The 25935-nt window shown below is 36.3% G+C and carries 21 protein-coding genes and 2 pseudogenes; 2 read left to right on the forward strand and 21 right to left on the reverse strand.

All coding sequences use genetic code 11. The features are described from left to right. Window positions 1-225: 225 nt before the first annotated feature. The 9 genes and pseudogenes from TZ96_RS07185 to TZ96_RS07225 all read right to left on the reverse strand — a co-directional run bounded on the left by TZ96_RS07185 (window position 226) and on the right by TZ96_RS07225 (window position 9668). Complete coding sequence (locus tag TZ96_RS07185) at window positions 226-531, reverse strand: helix-turn-helix domain-containing protein (RefSeq protein ID WP_045763489.1); 306 nt, start codon at window positions 529-531, stop codon at window positions 226-228. Next, window positions 521-886 carry a type II toxin-antitoxin system RelE/ParE family toxin gene (locus TZ96_RS07190; protein WP_045763490.1) on the reverse strand — a complete coding sequence of 122 codons (366 nt, stop codon included), beginning with the start codon at window positions 884-886 and terminating at the stop codon, window positions 521-523. Before TZ96_RS07190 ends, TZ96_RS07185 begins: the two co-directional genes overlap by 11 nt. Before the next feature lie 155 nt (window positions 887-1041). Further along, window positions 1042-1407, reverse strand: a complete 366-nt coding sequence (locus tag TZ96_RS07195; protein ID WP_045763491.1) for a TIGR02328 family protein — start codon at window positions 1405-1407, stop codon at window positions 1042-1044. Then, entirely contained in the window at window positions 1391-1795 is a 405-nt protein-coding gene (locus TZ96_RS07200; RefSeq protein WP_045763492.1) for a YbgA family protein, read from the reverse strand. The genes TZ96_RS07195 and TZ96_RS07200 overlap by 17 nt, the downstream gene beginning before the upstream one ends. A gap of 135 nt (window positions 1796-1930) precedes the next feature. Then, a complete protein-coding gene (locus tag TZ96_RS07205; RefSeq protein ID WP_045763493.1) occupies window positions 1931-4975 on the reverse strand; it encodes a type I restriction endonuclease subunit R in 3045 nt (1014 codons plus the stop codon). Between the two features lie 55 nt (window positions 4976-5030). After that, a complete protein-coding gene (locus tag TZ96_RS10270; RefSeq protein WP_241768498.1) occupies window positions 5031-6812 on the reverse strand; it encodes a restriction endonuclease subunit S in 1782 nt (593 codons plus the stop codon). Beyond that, window positions 6809-7684 (reverse strand): Abi family protein, encoded by an 876-nt coding sequence (locus TZ96_RS07215; protein WP_045763494.1) that lies wholly within the window; start codon window positions 7682-7684, stop codon window positions 6809-6811. Before TZ96_RS07215 ends, TZ96_RS10270 begins: the two co-directional genes overlap by 4 nt. A 135-nt stretch (window positions 7685-7819) precedes the next feature. Continuing rightward, window positions 7820-8107, reverse strand: a pseudogene (locus tag TZ96_RS07220) (cell filamentation protein Fic); the annotation flags it as partial. Continuing rightward, complete coding sequence (locus TZ96_RS07225; protein WP_045763496.1) at window positions 8097-9668, reverse strand: type I restriction-modification system subunit M; 1572 nt, start codon at window positions 9666-9668, stop codon at window positions 8097-8099. The pseudogene TZ96_RS07220 and the gene TZ96_RS07225, both read right to left, overlap by 11 nt. Window positions 9669-9898: 230 nt before the next feature. On the opposite strand from TZ96_RS07225, the pseudogene TZ96_RS10500 reads away from it, so the two are divergent. After that, a pseudogene (locus tag TZ96_RS10500) lies at window positions 9899-11123 on the forward strand (ISL3 family transposase). A 41-nt stretch (window positions 11124-11164) separates the two neighbouring features. Here TZ96_RS10500 and TZ96_RS07235 read toward each other — a convergent pair. Beyond that, window positions 11165-12478 (reverse strand): reverse transcriptase domain-containing protein, encoded by a 1314-nt coding sequence (locus TZ96_RS07235; protein ID WP_052696568.1) that lies wholly within the window; start codon window positions 12476-12478, stop codon window positions 11165-11167. Between the two features lie 886 nt (window positions 12479-13364). On the opposite strand from TZ96_RS07235, the gene TZ96_RS07245 reads away from it, so the two are divergent. Then, window positions 13365-13985 (forward strand): TVP38/TMEM64 family protein, encoded by a 621-nt coding sequence (locus TZ96_RS07245; RefSeq protein ID WP_045763499.1) that lies wholly within the window; start codon window positions 13365-13367, stop codon window positions 13983-13985. 285 nt (window positions 13986-14270) lie between these two features. Here the strand turns inward: TZ96_RS07245 and TZ96_RS07255 are convergent, their stop codons facing one another. The 11 genes from TZ96_RS07255 to TZ96_RS07305 form a co-directional block, all read right to left on the reverse strand. Further along, window positions 14271-15425, reverse strand: a complete 1155-nt coding sequence (locus tag TZ96_RS07255) for an MFS transporter (protein ID WP_045763501.1) — start codon at window positions 15423-15425, stop codon at window positions 14271-14273. A gap of 388 nt (window positions 15426-15813) precedes the next feature. Continuing rightward, complete coding sequence (gene ftsX, locus TZ96_RS07260; RefSeq protein ID WP_000625530.1) at window positions 15814-16740, reverse strand: permease-like cell division protein FtsX; 927 nt, start codon at window positions 16738-16740, stop codon at window positions 15814-15816. Next, the gene (ftsE, locus tag TZ96_RS07265) at window positions 16733-17425 is read right to left on the reverse strand and encodes a cell division ATP-binding protein FtsE (protein WP_000022259.1); all 693 of its coding nucleotides are present in this window, start codon (window positions 17423-17425) and stop codon (window positions 16733-16735) included. The genes ftsX and ftsE overlap by 8 nt, the downstream gene beginning before the upstream one ends. A gap of 15 nt (window positions 17426-17440) precedes the next feature. Beyond that, window positions 17441-18536 (reverse strand): peptide chain release factor 2 gene (prfB, locus tag TZ96_RS07270; protein ID WP_142322039.1). Its coding sequence is split into 2 segments (ribosomal slippage): window positions 17441-18463 and window positions 18465-18536, totalling 1095 coding nucleotides; the frame shifts between segments, so codons are not numbered across the junction. 284 nt (window positions 18537-18820) lie between these two features. Then, complete coding sequence (locus tag TZ96_RS07275) at window positions 18821-19030, reverse strand: hypothetical protein (protein WP_045763503.1); 210 nt, start codon at window positions 19028-19030, stop codon at window positions 18821-18823. Window positions 19031-19102: 72 nt separating this feature from the next. Further along, window positions 19103-19909, reverse strand: coding sequence for a LicD family protein (locus TZ96_RS07280; protein WP_045763504.1), 807 nt, complete (start codon window positions 19907-19909; stop codon window positions 19103-19105). Beyond that, complete coding sequence (locus tag TZ96_RS07285) at window positions 19910-20713, reverse strand: LicD family protein (protein ID WP_045763505.1); 804 nt, start codon at window positions 20711-20713, stop codon at window positions 19910-19912. It abuts the gene before it with no gap. A 9-nt stretch (window positions 20714-20722) separates the two neighbouring features. Further along, complete coding sequence (locus TZ96_RS07290; protein ID WP_045763506.1) at window positions 20723-22210, reverse strand: oligosaccharide flippase family protein; 1488 nt, start codon at window positions 22208-22210, stop codon at window positions 20723-20725. 225 nt (window positions 22211-22435) lie between these two features. Continuing rightward, window positions 22436-23473, reverse strand: a complete 1038-nt coding sequence (locus tag TZ96_RS07295; RefSeq protein WP_045763507.1) for a hypothetical protein — start codon at window positions 23471-23473, stop codon at window positions 22436-22438. Then, entirely contained in the window at window positions 23466-24932 is a 1467-nt protein-coding gene (locus tag TZ96_RS07300; protein WP_045763508.1) for an O-antigen polysaccharide polymerase Wzy family protein, read from the reverse strand. The genes TZ96_RS07295 and TZ96_RS07300 overlap by 8 nt, the downstream gene beginning before the upstream one ends. 15 nt (window positions 24933-24947) lie before the next feature. Continuing rightward, window positions 24948-25934: a glycosyltransferase family 2 protein gene (locus TZ96_RS07305; RefSeq protein ID WP_045763509.1), complete on the reverse strand. Its 987-nt coding sequence runs from the start codon at window positions 25932-25934 to the stop codon at window positions 24948-24950. Window position 25935 lies beyond the last annotated feature (1 nt).

The following is a 25935-nucleotide window of genomic DNA, read 5'->3' on the forward strand; positions in this document are numbered from 1 at the left end:
CTATCTTAACAGAAAAGAAATCATCTGTATAATTGTAAAAAATTAGGCTTTGATATAGCTTGAAACTATATCACTTTTTAAAGCACAAAAAAAGATTTGGAAAAGATTCCCCAAATCCTTTGGCAGACAATGGTTAACAGATTTTCAAGATAGCCATGTTCATAGTCAAACTTGAGTAAACTGAGAGTTGACTATGGCTTGTTATTAGAAAAGACTATAGCTTAGTCATAATTTGTTTTTAGATATTTCCTGTTCAAGTGGGACGACTGCTAGTGTCTTGCCTAAACTAGCTAAAACTTTCAAGACCGTATCCAACTGAGGACTAGTCCTTCCTGTTTCCATCCTAGCAATAATTGGCTGGCTCACTCCACTAAGTTCTTCTAACTTTTTCTGGCTAATTCCTTGCTCATGCTTAGCCTCAATCAACTCACTCATGATAGCCACTCGCATATCACTTTCAAGAATTTCTTCCTTGGTAAATAGTTGAGACCGAACATCCTTCCAGTTACTCCCAACGGCACTATTCTTCATCACTTACCCCTCTTTCTTTTAAGTCCTTCAGTTCACGCTTGGCTTTTTTAATTTCTCTTCTAGGAGTTTTCTGAGTCTTTTTGACAAAATGATGTAAAAGAACAAAACTCCCATCAACCCAAGCTACAAATAAAATCCTATCCCTAAGAGGTCTTAGTTCCCAAATCTCATCTTCTAAATGTTTAATATAGGGTTCACCAGCTCTAGTCCCATGCTGACTAAGCAACTCGATATAGTCGTTTAGTTTATTCAGTTTAATGCGACTATCTTTACTTTTACGACTAGCCAATTCTCTCATATAATCCAAGACTGGCTCATTTCCATTTTTGTCCTTATAGAAGTAAATCGTGTGCACCAAGCAACCTCTTTTCAATTCAATTATAACTTAAAAGTTATTAAAAGTAAATCCAAATACTTATAAAAGAAGACCTTAGAATCATTCTAAAGGTCTCATTTTTATTATTCGAAAAAATTACGAAAAGAGTTATAAAGTGGAGCTAATCCTTACTCTTACTCCAGCTCTATCCCCTTTTCACGAAGATTAGCCAGACATTCCTCATAGTAGGTAGCGTCATGTTCGCTATAGATAGGACTATTCAGCTTTTCTTCTGCTAAATTTTCATAAGGAGGACAGGTCTTGCCACGGTAGTTCTTGTCCAGCCACTCTGGACTGACATTGTAGCCACGGTCAGCCATCTCCTCCATGATCAAACGATGATAGGCATAGAGACGATAGGGAGAGTGGGTAAAGACATAGTCAACCGTCGCATGCTTCCTGCCCCAGCCATTGCCACGCAGGGCACAGCATTCTCGATGTTGTCCCAAAAGCTGCGGACGGGGAAGTTGTGAAATCAAAGCCTCATGCCAAAGTCTCATGGGAGTCTCCTTTCAACAAGATCGAATCTTGCAGATAAGCATTTGGGTAACGTTCAAGCAAATCTCTAGTCCTAGCAATCAAGTCCTCCTTAGAGGCTTGACCAAAGCGGTAGCGATCCAATAAGAGCATATAGTCCTTGCGCTCATCAAGACTGGCTTGCTTTTTAAAATAGCCCCAAATATGCTGAAAGGCATTGCAAACCTGACCCCTGTGTTCTGGAAGCTGGCAGGCACGGTCAATCATCTCTTGAACCTGACTCAGCTCCACCACTTCTTGCTTGAGATACTGGCGAATATCTTTGTAAATATTGCTGGAATGGCTCAAAACAAGGTATTTATTTTCCGCCCAGAGCTGCTGACAAAGGGCACGTTGGTTGTTATTTCCCATATTTCTCCTAACTTTCTACTAGTTCCCAGGAAATACGGAAACAAAGTTATTTTTATAAAATGAGCGAATTATGAGCGAATAAATAGTGTTTTTTGTAGAGCCTGATTTTTCTAACAGACCTTGTTCGACAAATCCTTAAATACCTGAATAAGTCTCTACTAACAACTGAATCTTACGTAAAACTTCTTGTTTTTTCCGTTCACGCGCTCCCTGTCTACGAGAAGTTGGTGGGATAATCGAATCCAAATCAGTCCCACTATTTTCAGCATAACCTCGTTGAATTGATTTGTCGATAAACAATTGATAGTCATCTACAAGCTTCTCAGCCTCAGCTAGGTCGTGAATCGCAATTTTCTTGCGCTCCTTGCCATATTCGTAGAAAGCATTGATAATCCCATCATGGTCTTTCAATTTTTGCAAATCGATGTCATTGATAAAGCCAATCACCAGCTCTTCTTTGGCACGAATATCAATACTAGAACGAATCACACGACTAACTTCTGCTTTCATTGCTTCCTTAGACTCAGAGTTCTTCGATTTTTCAACAATTAATGCGAGGATATAGTCTAGATTAATCTCATCTGTTTTTAAGAGTTCAATCTCAAATTCAATATCTGAAAGGTCAACACCTAAATCTTTTGTTCTTTCATAGTTTTTAAGGTTTAAGAATTCATCTCGAATTTCCACATAAGAACTTCTTAAATCTTGGAGATAACCTTCCGAGATAGACTTTTCGATTTCCTGAAACTCATCATAATTTCTAAGAACGTTGTCAAGCTTCAGAAACTCACCAAATAACTTAACAAACTCTTTTTTATCATGTTCTGTTTCAATTTCTTGTGGATTTGGGAATCTTTCCAGAATTTCTTGACAAACTTCTGTATAACCTTTAACCTTAATACCCGTCACCTGATCCACGAAACCATCCATGTATTCGCTAAAACTTTTTTCTAAGATAATATCAAGCTTATTGGTATCCCCAAAGGTTCTAATAGCTTCTTGAGTAGCTTTTTCTAAATCACGGAAACATACGATATTCCCAAAAGGTTTAACCTTGTTAAAAATTCGGTTGGTTCTAGAAAAAGCCTGAATCAAACCATGATAACGTAGGTTTTTATCAACAAAGAGAGTATTCATGGTCGGCGCATCAAAACCTGTCAAGAACATACCCACTACAATCAGCAAATCCACTTCCTTGGACTTAACTCGTTTAGAAAGGTCACGATAGTAATTTTGAAACTCTTTCCCATCAGTCGAAAAGTTGGTCTTGAACATTTGATTATAGTCGTAGATTGCCTTAGCCAGAAACTCTTTAGATGAGAGAGGCATGGCTGTATTTTGAGGATCTAGCTCTTCATCTTGAATCTCTCCATAAGCTGACTGTTCTTCGTTAGGAGCAAAGCTAAAGATAGTCGCGACCTTCAAACGCTTAGCTTCTGGTAATGCTGCTTGTTGTCGCTGAAGTTCTTCATAGTATAATTTCGCAGCTTCAATACTTTGTACAGCCAGCATGGCATTAAATCCAGACAGTTGTTTTTGTTTGTGAGTGTAGTGTTGATTTCGGTGCGTCTTGTCGTTATAGACTCTCAACAGATACTCTGTGATGGTTGCAATCCGTTCAGGATGCAAAAGGAGTTCCTTCTCCATCTTTTTGAGTTTCTTCTCATCGAGCTCTCGACCGACTGCCTTTTCTGCTTCTCTATACTTATTGATTTCAGGCTTGATATAGTTATAGTCGACTTTGAACTTCAACACTTTTTTATCTCGAATAGCATCTGTGATAACGTAGTTATGAAGTTGTTCACCAAAAACCTCTTGGGTTGTTTCTCCTGTTAAGCTATTTTCTGGGAAAATCGGAGTACCTGTAAATCCAAATAGAGCATACTGTTTAAAAGCCTTCTTAATACGCTTTTGCGCCTTCCCAAACTGGGACCGATGACATTCATCAAAAATTAAGACACATTTTTTATTGTAGATTTCATGGCTTGGATTTGCTGTTATAAATTTATTTAACTTCTGAATAGTTGTGACAACAATTCGATCATCATTTTCTTCAATACTACGTTGGAGTTCTTTTGTATTGTTACTACCATTGACTGAATTTGGTTGAAATTTTCGATATTCATTCATAGTTTGGTGATCTAAATCTTTTCTATCCACCACAAAAATCACTTTATCAATATAGTCCAACTCTGTCGCCAAACGAGCTGTCTTAAAGCTGGTCAAAGTTTTCCCTGAACCCGTTGTATGCCAGATATAGCCACAGGCATTGATAGTGCCAAAGTTCTTCATCTCATTAGACGAATGAATCTTGCGTATGATACTCTCAGTAGCTGCTATTTGATAAGGGCGCATGATGAGCAAGGTATTATTAGTATCAAAAACACAATACTTAGTCAATACTTCCAAGAGAACTCGTTTACTTAGGAAGGTAACGGTAAAGTCCTCAAGATCATGAATTGTTTTATTTTTACGGTCTGCCCATTCACAGGTGAACTCATAATGATTTTTATTCTGAGCTGTTGTATTTGCAAAATAGCGTGTAAAAGTCCCATTAGAAATCACAAAAATTTGAATATACTTGTATAAAGAATTTTCGCTATTGAAACTCTCCTTGCTATATCTATGGATTTGTTCAAAAGCTTCTTTAAGACTTCCCCCTCGCTTCTTTAATTCAATCTGAACTAGAGGTAGACCATTTACTAAGATAGTGACATCGTAACGATTAGTATGACTACCCACCTGGGTCACTTGGTTGATGACCTGCATACTGTTGTTGTGAATGTTTTTCTTATCAATGATGAAAATATTTTTAATCCGTCCATCATCAAAGACAAAGTCATAGATATGATTCTCTTGGATTTTTCGTGTTTTTTCAACTAACCCTTCATTGGGACAATCCAGATATTCCACTACAAAGCGATTCCACTCATCATCTGTAAAAGTCACCTTATTTAGCTTTTCAATCTGAACCTTGGTATTTGCTAAAATTTCTGCGGGAGTATGAATATTTAAGCGTTCATAGTTGAGATGATTCACCAAATCAGAAATCAGCTGATTTTCTAAATCAGCCTCTGACTGATATTCTCTATCCGTGCGATACTCTGGTTGATACTCAGCCAAGAGAATCCCTTCATTTGTTTCCGCAATTACTTCATGTACTTTTGAATAATCAACCATAGCTTGCTTCCTATTTTGTTTTAATTGAGATTCTATCTCAAAATGATTAAAGAGTTTATCTAGTAAAATTTAATAATTGTTCTCTCCAGTATTCATACTGTTTCTGTCTTAGTTCAATTTCCTTTGGAAGACCTTCAGAAAGAGAGTTGGTTAAGGTGTTGAAGTTATCAAGAATGGAGACGATTTTTTCTTGCTCAGTAAGGGATGGCAATATAAATTTATATTGCATAATAGCTTGCTTATCTCCTCGGGGCATCTTAGAACCTTTTGAGTATTGCACATTATAATTAAAGAATCGATCATCTGATAAAATATAATATAAATATTTATTTTCCATCAAAGGGGTTATAGAATTTTGAATTGTCAAGACATCTCCACTTGTCCCACCAACTTGATTAGAAAACCAGATTTTTTTTAGATAAGGTCGGATATTACCAATCAATATATCACCCTGATTATAGGTTGTAACACTTCCTTGATTAGGTAAGAATGTAGCAACTGTTTTCCCTTTTCTATCTTGTAACAAATTATCAACCCCAACATAAGTTTCAGGAGTTAGTTCTGTCACACTAATCCTCTTTTGGCTATATTCTGCAACTGCTCCTAACTCAACTCGAATTGGTCCAAATACCCACTGTAAAAGTTTGATAATAGCGGAGTTGTCCCACTCCTCTACTCTACTCTCAGTGTACTCGCCTTCGGCGACGAATGTCAAGAGTTTTTCTCGGAAATATTCGTACTGTTTTTGACGTAGTTCAATCTCCTTTGGAAGTCCGATGTTTAGGTCATTACAAACCATATCGAAGTTGTCTAGAACTTGAACAATGCGAGATTGAATTTCGAGGGAAGGGACTGGAATTTTGAATTTTTCAGTATCATTACTAGAAATTTGTGGCATCTGCATATTATTAGCAATGTTTTGAAAATGTTCTTTATCATGAACTAAGTAATGATAAATATATCTTAAGTTGATATTTTCATTGTCTGAACTGTATGACCAAAATTCATTTTTAAAACTAAATGGTTTTGTACAATATTCAAAATCAATAATTCCGCGAGATTTTACAATAATTGCTTCTTCAGTATGAATATCTTTATCAGGGATATCTCCATAGCTCACATCAGCATAAGTCTTTCCTCCTGCAAAGATACGGATTGGCGCACCATCTTTGTGAAGTAGTTTCATCTGACCAGCTGTAATTTTAGTCCCTTTTCCTTTTTTAAGACACTCACTTAACATCTTCCACTCAACCTGATAAACCTCATCCTCAAAAGATAAAAGCTTATCTCGATAAAAAGAATATTGCTTTTTACGTGAGGTCAATTCTGAGGTCAATTCTGAGGTCAATTCTGTAACATAATCGGTAAATTTGTCAAGTGTTTGCACTATTTTTTCTTGAATTTCTAGGGGAGGAATTGGGATGGAAATTCTTGAAACATCCTTAGGATACACGTGTGGTACTCCTGATCCTTTTTTTAGACTAAAAAGTATTCCTTGTTTTTCAAGTAAATAATGATATAAGAACTTTGAGCTTAAAATCCTATCGAACGCTTTAATAGAAAAAGCATCTGAAACAAATATAGGCTCATTCCAATACATCACAAAACCTGCATATGCACCACTACCTGCAACAGTTATTGTTTCACCTTCTCTGTTAAATTCTCCATGGAAGTATGCAGGTTTCTGACCTCCAGAAATAACTGGATAAGGTCCATCAGTAGCTGTTTTAGAGGTAATTGTTTTTCCACGTTTTAAAAATGCCACTTCCCCCAATTCTTTCCACTCAACAGGACAGTCTTGGATTTCTTCTAGGATGTTCATATCATACTCCATCATTTCTTTAGTACTTCTTCCCACTCCTCCACAAATCCAATATGATGCAGATGAATCACTGCTTGATAGCGTTTAATGAGTGCTGACAATTCACATAAAAATCCTTCATTCCATTTTTTCTTATCAGGATAGAGGCTTTTAACTGCATAAAGTTGTGCCATTAGTCTATTTTTCAATTTACTATTTTCGTTCATGAAAGTAGGGAGTTGACCCGGTACCTTTGTGAAGCTTGTATAATATAATCGATTATAGTGGGCACAGTAATTTCTTAGAACCACTGCAACTTCTAGATAAGTTCTAACTTGAGTGGACTTTATACCAATATCTTTAGAAATATCTTGCTGGATATCTATCGGAGAATCTGCAAAAAATTTCGAAGTCATTCCAAAAGTAAAAAATTCTACCAGAACCCATATAGGGAACACTCCATCATATTTTCGCTGATGATGCTTATATACAGGGCTTTTCTGCCTATGACCCAACTCTTTTTCAATATCTTCTAAAAATTCACTATGTTTATGAAATTTATTAAAGGCAGTCGCTTCTTTATAAGCTAAAGCTCCGTACTTGTTTCCATGATGATAGGCAACTTGAGTCCTAAAATACAACTCAATATCTTCTAAATACTTGAAAATAAGCAAACGAAGTTCTGCATCAAAACAAGAAATTCCGTAAATTTTCTCCAAAGAAACCTTACTGGAATCATACTTCTGCGTCTCTTTATCACGAAAAGGTAAAAAATAAGCAGTTAGCCGATAATAATTAACCTTTTGTAAGATATCAATCGCATACTCATTTGATCTAATATCTTTACAACCGTGTTCAATTAATTTGGCCACCTGCTCATCCCAAGTTTTAAATTCTTTAATTTTCATAATAACTTCCGTATAAAAAAATGTCCGCCTTGTCACATCAAAGAGAGGTGGGCGGTCCTATTGATTCTATTATACCGTTTTTAGCAGATAATTCAAGGATTTTTTACTTTTTTTAAAATTATTTTGAATATAGTATACACGACGACCAATCGCTAAAATCATATCAAGATTATAGTAGGCAACATTTCGTTGAACACTTCTATTCCCCTCATTTTGAACTGTCAACTTATAGTTGACAGTTGCTTCTTCCGACAATTCACCATCTTCAAAGATGGCCTTGATATGTTTACTAATGTTTTGCTTGGAAGTTTGAAAGAGCTCAGCTAGTTCCTGTTGGGTCAGCCAGACTGTACCATTATCCAAATGTAGTTCAATAGCTGACTCGCCATCATCCGTTCTATAGAGAATTACATCATTTGCCATGGCTTAGCTCCTCTACAATTTTATCTATCTCTGCACGTAAGTAATCAATCTTAGCAACAGTCTCAGCGATTTCTTTATTAAGAACATCAATATCAATCTTCTCACGTGTGTCTTCTTGTTCGACATAGGTTGAGACAGATAGATTGTAGTCTTGCTCTAAGCCAATCACATCATTATCAACCAGCGCAGATTTATAATCCACACTTTGATAATTAGTGAACAATTCAACAATATGCTCAATATTACTATCTGTCAAAACATTGTTATTGGTCTCTTTTTTGAATTCTTTACTCGCATCAATAAAGAGGGTTTTATTTTCAAGTTTATTCTTCGCCAGAACTAAAATCGTGGTCGCGATAGAAGTACCAAAGAAGAGATTATCTGGAAGGGCAATAACTGCTTCAATAAAGTTGTTATCTACTAGATACTGACGAATGGTTTTTTCAGCTCCTCCACGATAGAAAATACCTGGGAAACATACAATAGCTGCTCGACCTTTATTAGATAAGTGGTTGAGACTATGCATGATAAAGGCAAAGTCAGCTTTTGACTTAGGAGCTAGTTTCCCTGCAGGAGCGAAACGGTCATCATTTATGAGAGTTGGGTCTCCATCTCCCACCCATTTGACAGAGTATGGAGGATTAGAAACGATAGCATCAAAAGGTTTCTCATCTAAATGCTGAGGATTTAAAAGGGTATCTCCTCGCTTAATATCAAAGTTATTGTAGTTGATATTGTGCAAGAACATATTCATACGAGCCAAGTTATAGTTAGTCATATTGATTTCCTGACCAAAGAAACCATCCTCTAGGATATGATCTTCGTATTGTTTTTTCATCTGCAGCAAGAGCGAGCCTGAACCACATGTCGGGTCATAGACCTTATTAATCTTGTCCTTACCGACCATCACTAGGCGAGCAAGTAATTTAGAAACTGTCTGAGGAGTGAAAAATTCCCCACCACTTTTACCAGCATTGCTCGCATAGTTGGAAATCAAGAACTCATAGGCATCCCCGAAGGCATCAATGTCATTTTCCTCAAAGTTGCCAAAGTTAATACTATTGATACCATTAAGGATATCAGAAAGACGTTTATTTTTTTCTGGAACAGTACCACCAAGGATGTTACTTCTTGTGTCCAAGTTATCAAATAGACCTTTAATATCATCCTCTGATTTGAATCCAATAGCTGACTTCTCAATAGCTTGGAAAATATTGGCCAATTCTTCGTTTAAATTTTCATTTTGCGAGGCATTCTCCACAACATTTTCAAATAGTTGACTCGGAAGGATAAAAAATCCCTTATCCTCAACTGTCCCTGGTTTAAAATCTTGCTCAGCTTCTTGGTCACTCAATTTAGCATAACGGAATTCTAAGTCGCCAGCTTCATGCTCAGCACGGTCAAAATAGTCTGCCATATGCTCTGAAATAAAGCGATAGAACAGAATTCCCAGTATATACTGTTTAAAATCCCAACCATCTACAGCACCACGAACATCGTCCGCAATCGCCCAAATTTTACGATGCAGCTCCTTGCGTTCTGCATTTTCTTTACTTGCCATTTTCACTTCCCTAATTCAATGCATTATCCTTTATATTTTATCATATTTTAAGAAAAAGCACCTAAACTAAGAATAAAAGTGTATCCTAAAAGTTATACAGAAAAATCGGCTCCATAATTTCTGTAGTGGGTAAAACCACCATAGGAATTATGGAGCCTATTTTGTTGTATAAAAAAAGTCCCATAAGACCTATAATGAAAAGTGACCAAACCATCATTAGAAAGAATCTTATGGAACAATTAAATTTTATCACAAACTTACTCGGAATTAAAGACAAGAACATCAAAATCTTGGATTATCTTGATGCTGGAACGCATAAAGAAGTCATCGCTAAGCTAGATTATCCTGCTCCTAAGTGTCATCACTGCCTAGGGCAAATGACTAAATATGACTTCCAGAAAGAATCTAAAATCCCCTATCTAGAGTGTGCAGGCTATAAGACACTCATTCGATTGAGAAAACGCCGTTTCCGTTGTAAAGTCTGCGGGAAAATAGCTGTCTCAGAGACTTCCTTAGTCAAAAAGAATCACCAAATCGCTACTCGAGAAAGTCCCTATGACGGCTATCGCAGAAAGTCTATCTGTCTCTACTTCGACAGTCATTCGTAAATTGAAAGAATTCAAATTCAAGACAGATTTATCTTTCCTTCCAACTCACATGTCTTGGGATGAATACAGCTTCAAGAAAGGTAAGATGAGTTTCATTGCACAGGATTTTGATTCCAGAAAAATCGTAGCTATCCTGGATGGGCGAACTCAAGTGACTATTCGCAATCATTTCCTTCGTTATTCTAGTCAGGTGAAAAGTCGCGTGAAAGTCATTACCATGGATATGTTTAGCCCCTACTATGATATTGCCAGAAAACTTTTTCCTAACGCTAAAATCGTTCTCGACCGCTTTCACATTATCCAACATCTCAGTCGAGCTATGAATCGTCTTCGCATCCAAGTCATGAATCGTTTTGATCGCAAATCGCACGAATATAAGGCACTAAAACGTTACTGGAAACTCATTCAACAGGATAGCCGTAAACTCAGCGATAAACGATTTTATCGCCCGACTTTTCGCTCACACTTGACCAATAAAGAGATTCTCGAAAAGCTCCTTGCATACTCTCAAGAACTTAGAGAGCACTATGAACTCTATCAACTATTACTGTTTCATTTCCAAGAGAAACAAACAGACCATTTCTTTGAACTGATTGAAGAAACGATTTCTTGTGTAAATCCTATTTTTCAAACTGTTTTTAAGACCTTTTTGAAAGACAAGGACAAAATCATGAACTCACTGGAACTGCCCTACTCAAACGCGAAACTAGAGGCTACCAATAACCTCATTAAGGTCATCAAGCGCAATGCTTTTGGCTTCCGGAACTTTGAAAACTTTAAAATTAGAATCCTCATTGCTTTGAATATCAAAAAGGAGAGAACCATGTTAGTCCTCTCCAGGTTATAACTTTTCATCAACCCACTACAGTTGACAAAGAGCCGAAAAATCTAACTTTTGGTATGCAGTACAGAAGAGTGAGTGGTTTTCATTTTAGAGTGAATTCTATATCCTAATGCCTTTTCAATTTTTTTCTTTCTATTTTTTAATTGTGACAACATTAGATTAGATGTATTTGGACTAATTTTATCAAATATTTCTTGGGACCTCTGAGCATATTTTATAAAATTGCTAGGATATTTTTTTGATTTTCCAAAATCAGTATACAATGAGTAAATTTTGTGACGATTTGGTAGCTTCTTTAATCCTTTCTTTCTTTGAATATATTTAGATTTGTATATCAATTTTCTACCTTCACGGTAAAATTTATAGATACTCTTTTCAAGAATTTTGACATTATTACCATCAAATCTAAAACCTAAATAATCTATACCATTTACTTTGTTGTGTTCATTCAATACCACATTATCATTAATAAAAAATTTTTTATTTTTATCAGTCTGTAAATGAATTTTATTCTCATCTGATAGTTCTTTTAATAAATTTGTAATCGACTCTACAAAATCATTTCCATACCTAGAATACAGTTTTTCAACATCTAATACAATTATAAAATCATCAGAATATCTTTGATAAAAACCATCAAATTCTTTTGAAAGTTCAGCTAAGCTCCTATCAAAATCAATAGCATAGATATTAGCAAGAACTCCACTTAATGAATTTCCTTGAGGGATTCCAAAAATATTTTTGTTTAATTTGCATTTATTATATTTTTGAAATTTTCTAAAATCACCTATACTTCGAAAATAACTAACATCATTTTTCAGCACCAAAGAATCATCAGAAAAATCTAAAGTACTTTTTTCAATAAAGGCAAATTTAGTTAGTGATTTATATATGTTATACCAATCACTGGGTAATTGTTGAACTTTTAATACTCTCTGCAATCTATCCTTTAATAATTTGTGATCCAATGTATCAAAAAACTTTTCAAAATCACCAATAATTACCAAAGCATTGTCTTGCTTCTCTATAAAAGAAATCGCCTCCGCAGCAAAATTTATACTACTTTGATGTTGTTTATTCGTACGATATGCCACCGAGAAGAAATCTAATTCATTATCCTCCATCCACTCATTGTAGCAAATGTTTAGTAGGTCAGAGTAATATTTATATATCAAACCATCTAAATGGCCTGCATACATGAGAGGACGAATCTTAAACTTTACAGGTCTACCATCAATATTACTAAACTCACAACCAACGTACTTAGAACTCTTCCGCTCATAACGCAAAAAAGGAAGAAAGCTATGACGAGCAACTTTCTCTGGGTCTGTAATATAATCTATTACCCTATCAATCATTATCCTTTTATCAATATGACGATATTTCTTACACTTATACGATTTGAAATTTATTTTTTCCATAAAACAAAAGGAGCAACATTAGCAATAGGTCGGTATTCCTATAATAACAGCTAATATTGCACACTTATTAATTTATTTTATAATACCGAATACCAAATTAGTCACGAATGTTAGAACGATTTCTTCAAAGAAATTCATCAGTAATTCCTCCAACTCTTTAAACTGGTTGATTTGACTAAGAGTCGAACGCAGACGAGGACGTTGTCTAAGTTCGAATCCAAACTGCCGACCGAGGCAGATTGCAACGATAATCAAAATTAACATCTTCTCATCTATATTAATTATAGCACAATTTGTAGCTTGTGAGCAAGCGTCTATCATTGTGACAGATAAATTCGACTTCCCATACGGCTAAACCTATGGACAACTTTATTTTACCATTTTAAAAAACGAAGTCAAGTAATAATTAATTCACTATCTAACTATATTTAGTAATTATTTCAGAACTGATTAATCTTAAAATTAACTAACGATTCAAAGGATTCATACTAGACATATACTCCGTCCATCAGATAGAGACTCTTACTATTTTTAGATTTTAACTTTTCTAGCTTTAGAATACACCTAAACTTTAGGAAAAACAACTATTCGAAAACTCAAAGACCTCAAAACTTTCTCAGATAAGCCATTCGAAGCTTAGAGCACCTGTAAGTTTATAGAATGACGATTGTTCTAAAGCTATAATACATATAAACCTTAGGGAACAGACCTATTTTAAGTCTTGAATGCCTATCTCCCTATCTATTCAACGTCAAAAAGACTCATTCCCCCTTTCTCCTTAAAATATGGTATAGTAGAATCATACTACTCAAGAGGAGTTTACATGTCACACGATAAAGAAATGAAAGCTGTTTCTCCCCTTCTACAGCAAGCAATTAATATTTCTTCCATCATCGGTGGAGTTGGTACTTTGATTTTCTGTATCTGGGCCTATCAGGCTGGAGTCTTGCATTCCAAGGAAACCCTATCTGCCTTTATCCAACAGGCCGGTATCTGGGGGCCACCACTCTTTATCTTTTTACAGATTTTGCAGACGGTTGTTCCTATCATTCCTGGTGCTCTGACATCCGTTGCCGGTGTCTTTATCTACGGGCATATCGTGGGGACGATTTACAACTATATTGGTATTGTTATTGGTTGCGCCATTATCTTTTACTTGGTGCGTCTCTACGGAGCCCCCTTTGTTCAGTCTGTCGTCAGTAAGCGCACCTATGATAAGTACATTGGCTGGTTGGATAAGGGCAATCGTTTTGACCGTTTCTTTATTTTTATGATGATTTGGCCAGTTAGCCCAGCGGACTTTCTCTGTATGCTGGCAGCTCTAACCAAGATGAGCTTCAAGCGTTACATGACCATTATCATCCTGACCAAGCCCTTTACCCTGGTCGTTTACACATACGGCTTGACCTACATCATTGATTACTTTTGGCAAATGTTCGCCTGATCACTAAAAAAAGTTGATCAAAAACTCAATTTTATACTCAATGAAAATCAAAGAGCAAACTAGGAAACTAGCCGCAGGTTGCTCAAAGCACTGCTTTGAGGTTGTGGATAGAACTGACGAAGTCAGTAACATATATACGGCAAGGCGACATTGACGCAGTTTGAAGAGATTTTCGAAGAGTATTATCAGAAAATGAAAAAAATAAAACGCATAGTATCAAGGTTTTTCAACACCTGATAGTATGCGTTTTCTGATTATAAAAACTTTTTGCCCAGCCTCTTTTTGTTAAGCTTCTTTTTTCAATAGGAGAGAAACAAGGACTGATGTCGCAATCACCCATGCTCCTAGAATGATAAAGGTCATTCGACCATCTGTAGTCACCAAGCCAATTCCTGAAAGAACAAAAGGTGTTAACGAGGCACCAAAACTACATCCCAAGACAGCATAGGAAGTTGCTTTGTTAAGGAGCTTTGCTGGGATTCTTTCAGATATCAATTGAAAGACTGTCGTCAGAGCAATGCTATAGGCAAATCCTCCTAAGACAGAACCTGCAACGACAACCCAAAGAGAAGGTGAAAGAGCAATGATGATTTGCCCAATACCAAAGGTTACACCCGCAACCAATAACAATTTTTCCTTAAAGGCAGAGATGAGGAAAGAAAAGCTAATTCCCGCCAGAATCCCAATCAACTGCATGGCACTGAGTACCAGACTAGACAACTGAGCATCTCCAAAGCCTGCCTCAATCATGAGACTAGGAATACGGAAGGTAATAGCTGTATTGGTACATACAATGACTGCAGCACCGATAGCTAGAAAGAAAATCAACTGTTTCATGGAGCGAGTTAGTTTCGCTGCTTCTTCTGTCTTTTGCTTAGACTCATGAACTTCTTCTTTGTTATAAGGGACAAAGAGAAGGAAGAGTACAAGAACCACTAAACCTGCTGCATAGGCTAGGAAGGTTGCAGTCCATCCAAAGGCCAAAAGCTGACCAACTGCCAGAGTCAAGATAGAGGCTCCCACTACCTCAGCTGATCCACGAAAACCAAGCATTTGGATACGAGTTTTACCGTGGTACCGTTCACTGATGATCGAGATGGCCTTGGCGTTTAGCATCCCCACACCAATCCCAAACAGAAGACGAGTAGCAAAGACAAAGTAGTATCCCTGATACCAGAAGGGAGCTATTCCGCTGATTGATAAAATCAAAAGTCCTAGGGTTAACTGGAGACGTTCAGGAAAAATCCGTTCTAAAACTCCATTTAAGAGGAGCATGGCCATAATCCCAAAGGATGGGAGACTAACTAGAAGTTCAACCTGACCTGTCGAGTAGCCCTGATAATAGTCAAACATGGCTGGTAGGGCACTTGATATAGAAAATGATGTGATCAATACTAACGATAGAGAAAGTATACTCACTTTTTCCAAAAATTGTTTCATTTTATCCTCATTCATTATTTATGTTAAGTCAAAAGAGCTAGATATTACTGTAGAGATCAAAGATTTCTTTCATCTAGTCCCTATCACTCTTTTAGCAAAAAGGTCCTTTCCTATCATACACTGTTTCCCAAAAATTGGCAAGCAACTGATACTCAATGAAAATCAAAGAGCAAACTAGGAAGCGATCCGCAGGTTGCTCAAAACACTGTTTTGAGGTTGTGGATAGAACTGACGAAGTCAGTAACAAATATACGCCAAGACGAAGCTGACGTGGTTTGAAGAGATTTTTGAAGAGTATGATTTATAAGTTCAACATAAAAAGTAGGACCATCAGACTCGGTGAAGCCTGTTGAATCCTACTTTTATAGATTTTAGTAAACTATCTTACTTAGATTTTCAAGAATCGACGCATTGAGATTCCTGAACCAAGTGAACCGATACAGATTCCGATGAGGAACAAAAGACCGATCATCAGTGGAATAAAGGTATCTGGGGTAATCAAGGATAGGTTTTGTCCAACCAAAGATGGGTTGACAGATTGGAATACTCGGTTATAGATAAAGTAAACCAAAACTGATGGAAGAGCTGCTCCCAACAAACCAATAAAGGCACCTTCTAACAAGAATGGGCCACGGATGTAGCTGTTTTTAGCACCAACCAAACGCATGATTTGGATTTCACGACTACGTGAAATGATAGTGATACGAATGGTATTTGAGATCAAGAAGACCGCGATGAAAATCAAGAGTCCTGCAATGAACAATCCCCAAACACGGATGAAGGAAGCCAACTTGAAGAGACGCTCCGTATTGGCACCACCGTCTTGAACCTCAGAAACTCCTTCGATTTTCTTAGCTTCTTCAGCGACTGGTTTCACATCACTTGGTGAATTGGTATCGACAATGTAGGCATCATGAAGTGGATTGGCATCTCCTTCAAAAACCTTCCACTCGTCACCCATGGTTTCAGTCAACTTTTGGTACTGCTCTTCTTTACTTGAGAAGGTTACATTTTTAACGGCTGGCATAGCCTTGAGGGCATCATAAACCTTGTGGTAGTCATTGTTAGTGACTGTCTGGCCTTCTTTGACGATGGTTTCACTATTGTCTTCAACGTCTTTACGGACATAAACCATGACGCGTACGTTGTTTTCGATATCCGTTGCCAATTTTGCAGTATTAAAGATAACTGAGGCAAAAATAGCAACCAAGGTCAAGGTAATCATTACTGAACTGACAGCAGCAATGGTCATCCACCCATTACGCTTTAAACTCTTTAAAGCTTCGAATAGGTGGCGGAAAAATCTACTAATCATCGTATCCGTACTCTCCTTTCGCTTCGTCACGAACCACACGACCATTCTCGATGGCAATGACACGGTGGCGCAAGGTATTTACGATTTGGCTGTTGTGAGTGGCCATCAAAACAGTTGTCCCTTGAAGATTGATGCGCTCCAAAAGGTTCATGATTTCCCATGAATTATCTGGGTCCAAGTTACCTGTTGGTTCGTCGGCAATCAAAACTTTAGGATTGTTTACGATAGCGCGAGCAATGGCGATACGTTGCTGCTCACCACCTGACAATTCATTAGGGAATGAACGAACCTTGTGTTTTAAACCAACAAGATCCAAAACTTCCATAACACGTTTTTTGATATTGCGACGGCTTTCACCGACAACCTCCATTGCGTAAGCAATGTTCTCATAAACAGTTTTCTTTGGCAAGAGTTTGTAATCCTGAAAGACGACGCCTACGTTTCTACGCAAAAGCGGGATATCTCTCTTTTTAATCTTAACAAGATTAAAACCTGCAACCTGCAAACTTCCTTTTTCAACTTTAACTTCACGGTACAAGGCACGGATAAAAGTTGACTTACCTGCACCTGAAGGACCTACGATATAGGCAAACTCTCCTGGTTCAATGTTCACAGAGACGCCACGTAGGGCTGTTGTCCCGTTGTCATACTTTTTGACAACATCTCTCATTTCAATGATCGACATGTGACTTCCTTTCTTTTAACTAATACGCCATTTTAGATAGGCATCGATGAAACCATCTAAGTCCCCATCCATAACCTTATCTACCTGCGCAACTTCAAAACTGGTACGGTGATCTTTCACCATGGTATAAGGGGTGAATACATAGGAGCGAATCTGGCTTCCCCATGTGATTTCTTTCTTATCCCCCTTAAGGGCATCTACCTCAGCAGCTTTCTTTTCCTGCTCCATTTGATAGAGTTTTGCCTGGAGCATCTTCATCGCACGATCACGGTTTCCGTACTGAGTACGGTCAACGGTTGATGCAACGACAATCCCTGTCGGAATGTGGGTCAAACGGACACCTGTTGAAACCTTGTTGACGTTTTGTCCACCTGCTCCACCTGAGCGGAAAGTATCCATCTTGATATCATCTTCTCGGATGTCAACTTCAATAGTATCATCCAACTCTGGCATAACTTCTACAGAAGTAAAGGAGGTGTGACGACGCTTAGCTGAGTCAAATGGCGAGATACGTACCAGACGGTGAACTCCCATCTCTGACTTGAGAAGTCCATAAGCATTTGGCCCTTCAAAAGACAAGGTCACTGACTTAATACCTGCTTCATCACCAGCTTGATAATTCAAGACTTCAACCTTGAAACCTTTGGCGTTACCATAACGAGTATACATACGAAGAAGCATATCGCCCCAGTCTTGGGCTTCTGTTCCACCAGAACCTGGGTGAATCTCTAAAATAGCATTGTTATGATCATAGGGCTCTGACAAGAGCAGAGTCATCTCGTAGCTAGTCATCATCTGATCTAGCTCAGCTAACTTCTCCACCAACTCATCTTTAACAGACTCATCCTCTGCTAAAAAGTCTAGTAAGATTTCAGCTTCATCCTGCAACTCCTCCATCTTATGGAAAGTATTGTAGGTGTTTTTTAGTTCATTTAATTCTTGCGACGTTTTTTGGGCCGCAATATTATCGTTCCAAAAATCAGGTTCTGTCATTTTGTTTTCCAAAATGGCAATTTCTTCTTCTAACCCTTCGAGGTCAAAGAGACCCCCTAAAAGAAGCTAATTTTTCACGATTGGCGTCAATTTTTTGACGAATTTCTGAAATGTCCATATATACTCCTTTTTTGTATCGTTTTATTATACCATAATTTTTCTTATTTATCTAATCGGTGTTTTTTAAAATTTCTTATCAAAATATTTCGATTTAAAGACGAGAAGGCTATTCTCGATCATTTAGTGTGTGAGAAATCGAAAAACATCTCAGAGCAGATCAAGTTTCTTATCCAAAAAACATTGATCGATTCTCTGAGATGTATATAAATACTATTTTAAAAGAGAAGTATCTGACAGGTCTGAATACAGCACCTAATCAACTTTCTAACAAAGCAATTAAGATCATTCTTTATCTGCCTTCAAAATCGGTTTTGTTTCAGCAGCTTCATCTTTTTCATTGACTTCTGCCGATTTTTCTTCCTTCTCTACTGGCTTATCAGAATCCTTCTTAGGCTTTTCTTGACTTCCCTGAACTTCTACTTTATCAGGATTCAAGCTCCAAATGCCATCTTGATTGACCTTGTAGCCATCAGGTCTTGTAGCATTTCTCAATAAGGAACCATAGCTCCACTAATCGCAATTTATTTCAATACATTGAATTTTTCATTTGCAATACATTCACACTTACTTTCGATAAGCCTTTATACTATGGCTATACCACTCCTGCATTTCTTTTGATGGCGGAGTCATATAATCTCCATACATCTGGGTTAAAAAGGCATCGTAGTTCTTTGGAATAGGCACCATGCGACCTTCAAACTCTGTTAAAATCAGTTCTTTAAGGGTTCCTGCCGGAAAGACTTCTTTCATTTTTTCTTTTCCAACTCCAATGGCTCCTTCATAAGCAGGATTGTCTGTCACACTATTTTTAACTAACTCATCTATTTTCTTATAGAAATATCTCGGATTAACTAGTCTGAGAGGATACCAAGTACACAAGCGAAGGAAATCTTTTAATTTGCTATCTCCGTGAACCGCACGTTCTTTTTTGATATAGGCAAGCTGACGCAAGGCAACATATTTATAGCTCTTATCAACAATACTTAAATCTGAAAATTGATCGATTGGAAAGACATCAATGAACAAACTAGTGTCATGGCGCTTATATTTTACGTTATCTTCAATTACAGTTGATGTATCTAAAATAGCTGCAAAATTATGGAAATACCATGAAGAGGTATCGTAAGAAAGAACACGATAAACAGGATGTTTGTCCTCCTCAATTGCTTTTAATAGACGCTCATAGTCTTTTCTATACAGTGAAATATCGATATCATCATCCCAGGGAATCATTCCCTTATGACGAACAGCTCCCAGCATGGTTCCATAGCTGAGGAAATAAGGAATGTCATTTTTCTTACAAATTTTATCAACATAGTCCAAAATACCTAGTTGAATTTCTTTAATCTCATTTTTTTCTAAGTACTGCATTTAATCCTCCAATTTATAGGCTTCAAATTCGTGACTATAAAACTGTTTTTCTTTTGGTGGGAGAGTCATATAATCACCATAATACTGCTTCAAAATAGCATCATATTGTTTCGGTGCTGAAAGCATCAGATGTTCAAAAGGAACTTCAATTAAATCTTCAAAAACTTCTTTGGCAAAGACTTCTTTTTCCTTAAACTTGGAAGGAATAAAAGCGATATATTTCCCATCTTTTACCCTATACTTTTGAATTTGCTGTTCAATTCGACTCGCAAAATAACGGGGAGAAATCGGACGAAAGATAAACCAGAAGAAGGAACGAATTAAGTCTTTTAACTTACTATCTCCATAAACAATATTCTTATGCTTACTGAAGGACAATAACTTAAAGCTTTCCAACTTATAGCAAACATCGATAACCTTAGTATCGTTGAAAGAATCCATTGGAAAAATATCAATGAAAATTCCAGAATCATACGTTTTTGTATTTCGTGTATCCACTATTCTCGTTGTCGAATCTACAACCTTTATAAAATTATTATAGTAGTGATCATCGGTTTCCAAAGCTAAAATCTTATATTTAGATTGTTCTTGATGAAATAACTGGATAAAACGTTCGTAGTTTTCACGGGTCATCGAGAGGTCTATATCATCATCCCAGGGGATAAAACCCTTGTGACGAATAGCTCCAATCAAGGTGCCATAATTGATAAAATAATCAATATCATGCTTTTTACAAAACGAGTCAATAAAAGCTAAAATATCAAGTTCAATTTGTTTAGCCTCTTCGATACTTAATCTTCTCATCTATTCCTCCTAAGATTTTTTAATACGTTTTTTGAGCGAGATGACATGACCTAAAAATTCATAAAAGATACTATCTTTGGTCCAAACGAGTAAACCAATATAGCTAAGAGCTGATAAGACCATGATAATCAACATATTGATTAAGAAAGGTAGGTTGATAACCATTTTGACCGGATAAACAAGATTAACTAAAAAGTAGATCGGAACAAATGTCAATGCGAAAAGAGAATAACGCACCGTATATTTGAAGATATGTCCTAGATTAATGAGCTTGGTCTTATGAATAAAGATAACGTAGAGTACTAGGAGAAAACTTTCCGATAACATCGTCGTAATCAAATAATACTCCGGTGTAATAATATTATTAAAGTAGAGGAGACTATCAAGCACTAGGTTCAGTCCACCAGCAAATAAGGTATAGACTGTAATTCTTTTTTCAAATCCATTTGTAAAAAGAATCTGTGATCCTAGAATAGTATCTAGGGCAAGAATAATGGTACGAAAAGCAAAGAGAGATGTTAAGATGCCACCACCAATATATTTTTCACTACCGTACAAAAGGATTGCATTTGGCCCTAAAATCATCAATCCAAAACTAAGTGGAATGATGAAGAAGTTGAAAATACGACTTCCTCGATTCACCAAATTTACATACTCTTCTTTTTTTCCGATACCTAGATAGTAACTCAAGCGAGGAACACTGACTCCAATCGCTCCCGTAACAACACCAGCGATGACAGTCACAATCCGTTGTGCCATCGTATAGTAACTGACATTCACATCAACTCCAGTTTTTACCAAAAAGAGACGATCCAGGAAGGTAAATAGCATATTGGCATTGGCAAAGATCAGCATGGCTGTCAAAGGAAGAAAAAGAGGTTTAAATTCTTCTAATGTAACCTTAACAAACTGAATATCTCTTTTAATCCAAAAATAACTAATGAGATAATTGATGAGAGTTGAAAGACTCATAATCAGTGTATAGATAACAATATCATGCTCATTTTTCACAAATAAAAATATGGATACCAGCATGAGAATGCGGATGAAGGCTGTTTTATAAAATAAAAAGCTATAATTCTCAAGCGCTTCATTCACCCATTCGATTGAGAAAATCTGAGCTATGAGTTGAACCCCCATTACCAAGAAGATTTTCTTAATAACAGGATTACTATTAAAGAACAAAGGATACGATAAAAGATAGACGGCACTTGTAATAATCGTACAAGCTACACACAAATAAAAAAGACTTGAAAAGACTTTATTTAATTCCTTCTTATTATCTTTTACATTACTAATAGCTCGAAGTCCGTAATTATAGACTCCATAGGTTGCAAAGGGCAAGAAAAAAGACAGAATGGTATCAACAGAGTTGAAATAACCATAGTCTGTTCGATCTAGAACACGCGCAACATAGGTACCCGTCAAAATTGGGAAAATAATATTTAAAACACGAATCCCCATATAAGCCAGGGCATTTAATTTTATACTTTTCATTCAATTTACCTCGTTGATTTATTATATCATAAAGTTAGTTAAAAAACCTATTTGACTGGGAAATCTGTTCCTCAAGCCATGTTTGTCATCCCTGGCGAAATCTTATCCCAATCCTCTAGGAAATCTTTTCTACAGTATTTTGTCAAATCTGAATTTTTCCAAAAGATAAAGGAGGACCATTCGAGTCCTCCTTTGTCTTGGATAATTATCCCTTATTTATATGAATTATAGTGCAAAAGTAATCACACCTAAAACTGAACGGTTTAGATTTCTCACTTCTTGCATACTTTCTTCAAATTTCTTATAGCGAGTGACACCATATTCTTCTACGAAAAGTACATTCTCAAATGCTAAAAGATCTTTGACATTTTGCAAGTTAACAAACTGAACACCCTCAAGATTCAATTTGTATTCTGCTTGTAATTTATTCAAAATACGATTATCTGAACTTACGATTGCTAGTGGTTGACCTTGACACTTGTAACTCAATAGTTCATAAAGATTTTCAAGAGTTGTAATAGTTGAAACGAAGTCTACTTGATAAGCAGAGAAATCGCCTGCACGATTAATAGTTGGGTTGAAGAGGTATACTAGAACATTCGCCATGATCACTAGGATGACACAGAGAATACCAATAATCACTAAGCGCAAAATAAGATTTTTCAAGTTAAAGCCAAGAGCAACTTCTCCATTCGGAGTCAATTCTTTAGAGTTAACTGTTCCAAGTTTTTCAATCTTAACGTCTGTATAGGTAGACTTGAACTTGTCAATCAATGAATCAAATTTGCTTTCAAGGAAATCATTTACTTCCTTACTTGGAGTTAAAATTTTAACAGTTACACCTGCATCATCAATCAATGGGTTAATCGTTAATTTTTTTGTCCAATAGTCACTTGCAGAATTCTTCAATGCTGTTTCTGTTGTATCTAAATCTTTAGCGATTTCTTTCATTTTATCAGAATCAACATCATTGAAAAGAAAGGCACCGTTTAGATTACCATCAATTAGTTTTGCATAGAAGTCACTATAACCACCAACTTGATGATTCAAAATTGTTTTTGATGATGTTTCTGGAGCAGTTATCTTATAGGTGATATAAGTAGAATAACTAGTAGAATCTTTGACTGTATTTTTATTTTTAACAGCTTTTAAAGTAAATGGTACAGCTATGAGAGCGAATAAAGCTAGTAAAGCTAGCAAATTCACTTTACGTTTTTTATAAAGATTTGCAAACAAATCAGCTACAGAATAATGTTCAAACATGTATTTCCCCTTTTTTGATTAAGTGATGATTTTCTTTTGTAAGCATTTTTGCCACGAAAATGATAATAAGAACAATTCCCCAGAATTGCATTGTAAAAAGATTAAAGAAACTTTCTGAGAAGCTACTTCTAGGCATAAAGAATAAATTATTCAAGATTAGCAAAGATAATGCAAATAAGATTGTTCTTGAGCGATAAGCTACTTGCAGCATGGCTATAAATAGCATACCAAGTAAGATACTTAGTAGAAATAGTCCCAACATACCATAATCAGTATACAATTCCATGATATAACTACTTCCAATCCCATGCCCTTTTAAGTATTCTTTATTTAAAACGAGATAGGACAGATTATGAGCATAACTATTACTGTCAATCGCTAGTTCAATACTATTTGTTGTATGTTCAAATGGTTTAGCACCGAAGATGATTCCGATACTACCTCTTGCAAAATAGTCGGCAATCGGACCAAAAGTGAAATTCCGGAAGTCTCTATAAGGAAGACTACTATTGTATAAGAATCCTCTCGCTAGAACTCCAAAACTCGTTCCTTGTTTATAAATGAAATCGAGTAATAAATCAAAAACTCCACTATGGGATACTTGAGCGTTATCACGAACATAGTTTAGTGCTCCCATCGCAAGCATGAGAACAGGTGTTCCAAGATAAATAGCCAATTTTTCTTTGAAACCAATCCATTTCCCTTTCTCCGTTTGTTCACGCATAAAGTAGTAAACAAAGGCGAAAATCAAACTCAGAATAAAGGGATTTCTGGTACCAATTACTAAGTGAATCAAGTTAGCCGCGATATAGGCAACTAAAACCATTGTCGCATGTGACTTTTTAGGTTTGGTTGCTAAGTAAACACACATGGCATAAACCGTGAAAGTCGATAAGATATAGGTAAAGTAGGGCAATTGACTTTCAAAATTTGCATAATAATTGTAATAAGAAGTTTGCAAACGGTATAGCAAGCGCTCAAACAGTCTAAGGAAATAAAATGGATAGGTGAGTAGAAATACACTCAATGAAACAAAACGTAATTTGTTTATATAATTGACATTCACTGTTTTTTCTACTTTTACAGGAGCTTTGCTTTTTCGAACAAGATAATAATTGGCTATAAAACCACCTATTGTCAGTCCTAAAATAGAAACAATGACAACTAGGAAAGCAAATCGATAGGCAATTGGTTGGTAGGTGTCTAGCGCTCCATCTCTAAAATAATCAATGGTGGGTCTGGATACCAAAAATATAAAAATTGTGATAAAGAATATAAAGTGAATCAAATAGTATTTGATATTATTCCAGCAAAGTAGCAGACTGCTAATTAAGAGCAAAAGCAAAGTTGTCAGAAGTCCTACGTTGTTACTGGTAAACAAATAAGTGATTCCGCTTATTATGGTTACGATATAGCTTAGAATCGTAACCGTTAGCAACATTCGTTTGCCATCAACCATCTCAGCCCTCCTTTTCTAATTAATTTTTTTCGATTGCTCAATATTTTTAAACAATAATATTCTATACAATCTTACATTTACAAATAAGGCTAAAGCACTAATACGTCTTCCTTTTCTAAAAATGGTATTTTTGAAAATAGCAAAGGCATGTTTTTTCAAGTAGCCATAAATCCTTGGATAGTCTTTAAACTCTTTGAATTTATCATCTAGAAGCATTTTATCCAAGATAAAGAAATGTGCATATGCCAGTCTAAAGAAAGCTACTTCTGTTAAGTTTGGATATTCCTTAACGACTTGAGTATAAAATTTTTGATAAATATCAATGTAAGCTAAGTCTTTTTCCGCATATGGTTTGGTAGTAATACTATCTCCTCGGTGGAAATAATAATAGTACGGTTTGGTATTCACAACATACTTTTTAGCTACTTTAATGAGATCAAAATGATAATAGGCATCTTCATAAATCAAGCCTTTTGGAAAAGTTAACTGTGCTGCAATTTCCTTTTTGATGAGTTTGTTACAAATAGTACCAGGTATTTTCTCACCAATTAAATATTCTCTGAGGAATGTTTCAGTATCACATACAAAATAATCATCCTGGTTTTCAGTTTGCGGACTCTCACTATTGGCATAGACATTCATAACCCCACAGCTGGAAACATCCGCATCTTCATTGACTAATTGTTGGTGTAAGCTAGCAATCATTTCAGGATGTATATAATCATCCGAATCTATAAAAATAACATAGTCTCCGTGGGCTTGCTTCAATCCATCATTTCGAGCTTGAGACAAGCCTTCATTTTCCTTGTGATAAACCAAAACTCGTTCATCTTGTTCAGCAATTTGTTCACACAAGCGACCACTTTCATCTGTCGCCCCATCATCAACGAGAATGATTTCGAGGTTTTGATAGGTTTGTTGCTGAATGGATGCTATTGATTTTTCAAGGTATTGCGCCACATTATAGACTGGAACAATGACACTAATTAATGCAGTTTCCATG

The organism is Streptococcus infantis, from assembly GCF_000963255.1.
GTDB classification, from domain to species: domain Bacteria; phylum Bacillota; class Bacilli; order Lactobacillales; family Streptococcaceae; genus Streptococcus; species Streptococcus nidrosiense.

What these genes read in the sequence shown, in the direction of transcription:
- TZ96_RS07235 (WP_052696568.1), bottom strand. Translation starts at nt 12,478, where the DNA reads ATGATTGATAGGGTAATAGATTATATTACAGACCCAGAGAAAGTTGCT.
- ftsX (WP_000625530.1), bottom strand. Translation starts at nt 16,740, where the DNA reads ATGATTAGTAGATTTTTCCGCCACCTATTCGAAGCTTTAAAGAGTTTA.
- TZ96_RS07225 (WP_045763496.1), bottom strand. Translation starts at nt 9,668, where the DNA reads ATGGCAAGTAAAGAAAATGCAGAACGCAAGGAGCTGCATCGTAAAATT.
- TZ96_RS07200 (WP_045763492.1), bottom strand. Translation starts at nt 1,795, where the DNA reads ATGGGAAATAACAACCAACGTGCCCTTTGTCAGCAGCTCTGGGCGGAA.
- TZ96_RS10270 (WP_241768498.1), bottom strand. Translation starts at nt 6,812, where the DNA reads ATGATGGAGTATGATATGAACATCCTAGAAGAAATCCAAGACTGTCCT.
- ftsE (WP_000022259.1), bottom strand. Translation starts at nt 17,425, where the DNA reads ATGTCGATCATTGAAATGAGAGATGTTGTCAAAAAGTATGACAACGGG.
- TZ96_RS07205 (WP_045763493.1), bottom strand. Translation starts at nt 4,975, where the DNA reads ATGGTTGATTATTCAAAAGTACATGAAGTAATTGCGGAAACAAATGAA.
- TZ96_RS07290 (WP_045763506.1), bottom strand. Translation starts at nt 22,210, where the DNA reads ATGAAAAGTATAAAATTAAATGCCCTGGCTTATATGGGGATTCGTGTT.
- TZ96_RS07255 (WP_045763501.1), bottom strand. Translation starts at nt 15,425, where the DNA reads ATGAAACAATTTTTGGAAAAAGTGAGTATACTTTCTCTATCGTTAGTA.
- TZ96_RS07195 (WP_045763491.1), bottom strand. Translation starts at nt 1,407, where the DNA reads ATGAGACTTTGGCATGAGGCTTTGATTTCACAACTTCCCCGTCCGCAG.
- TZ96_RS07295 (WP_045763507.1), bottom strand. Translation starts at nt 23,473, where the DNA reads ATGTTTGAACATTATTCTGTAGCTGATTTGTTTGCAAATCTTTATAAA.
- TZ96_RS07245 (WP_045763499.1), top strand. Translation starts at nt 13,365, where the DNA reads ATGTCACACGATAAAGAAATGAAAGCTGTTTCTCCCCTTCTACAGCAA.
- TZ96_RS07305 (WP_045763509.1), bottom strand. Translation starts at nt 25,934, where the DNA reads ATGGAAACTGCATTAATTAGTGTCATTGTTCCAGTCTATAATGTGGCG.
- TZ96_RS07280 (WP_045763504.1), bottom strand. Translation starts at nt 19,909, where the DNA reads ATGCAGTACTTAGAAAAAAATGAGATTAAAGAAATTCAACTAGGTATT.
- TZ96_RS07300 (WP_045763508.1), bottom strand. Translation starts at nt 24,932, where the DNA reads ATGGTTGATGGCAAACGAATGTTGCTAACGGTTACGATTCTAAGCTAT.
- TZ96_RS07185 (WP_045763489.1), bottom strand. Translation starts at nt 531, where the DNA reads ATGAAGAATAGTGCCGTTGGGAGTAACTGGAAGGATGTTCGGTCTCAA.
- TZ96_RS07285 (WP_045763505.1), bottom strand. Translation starts at nt 20,713, where the DNA reads ATGAGAAGATTAAGTATCGAAGAGGCTAAACAAATTGAACTTGATATT.
- TZ96_RS07215 (WP_045763494.1), bottom strand. Translation starts at nt 7,684, where the DNA reads ATGAAAATTAAAGAATTTAAAACTTGGGATGAGCAGGTGGCCAAATTA.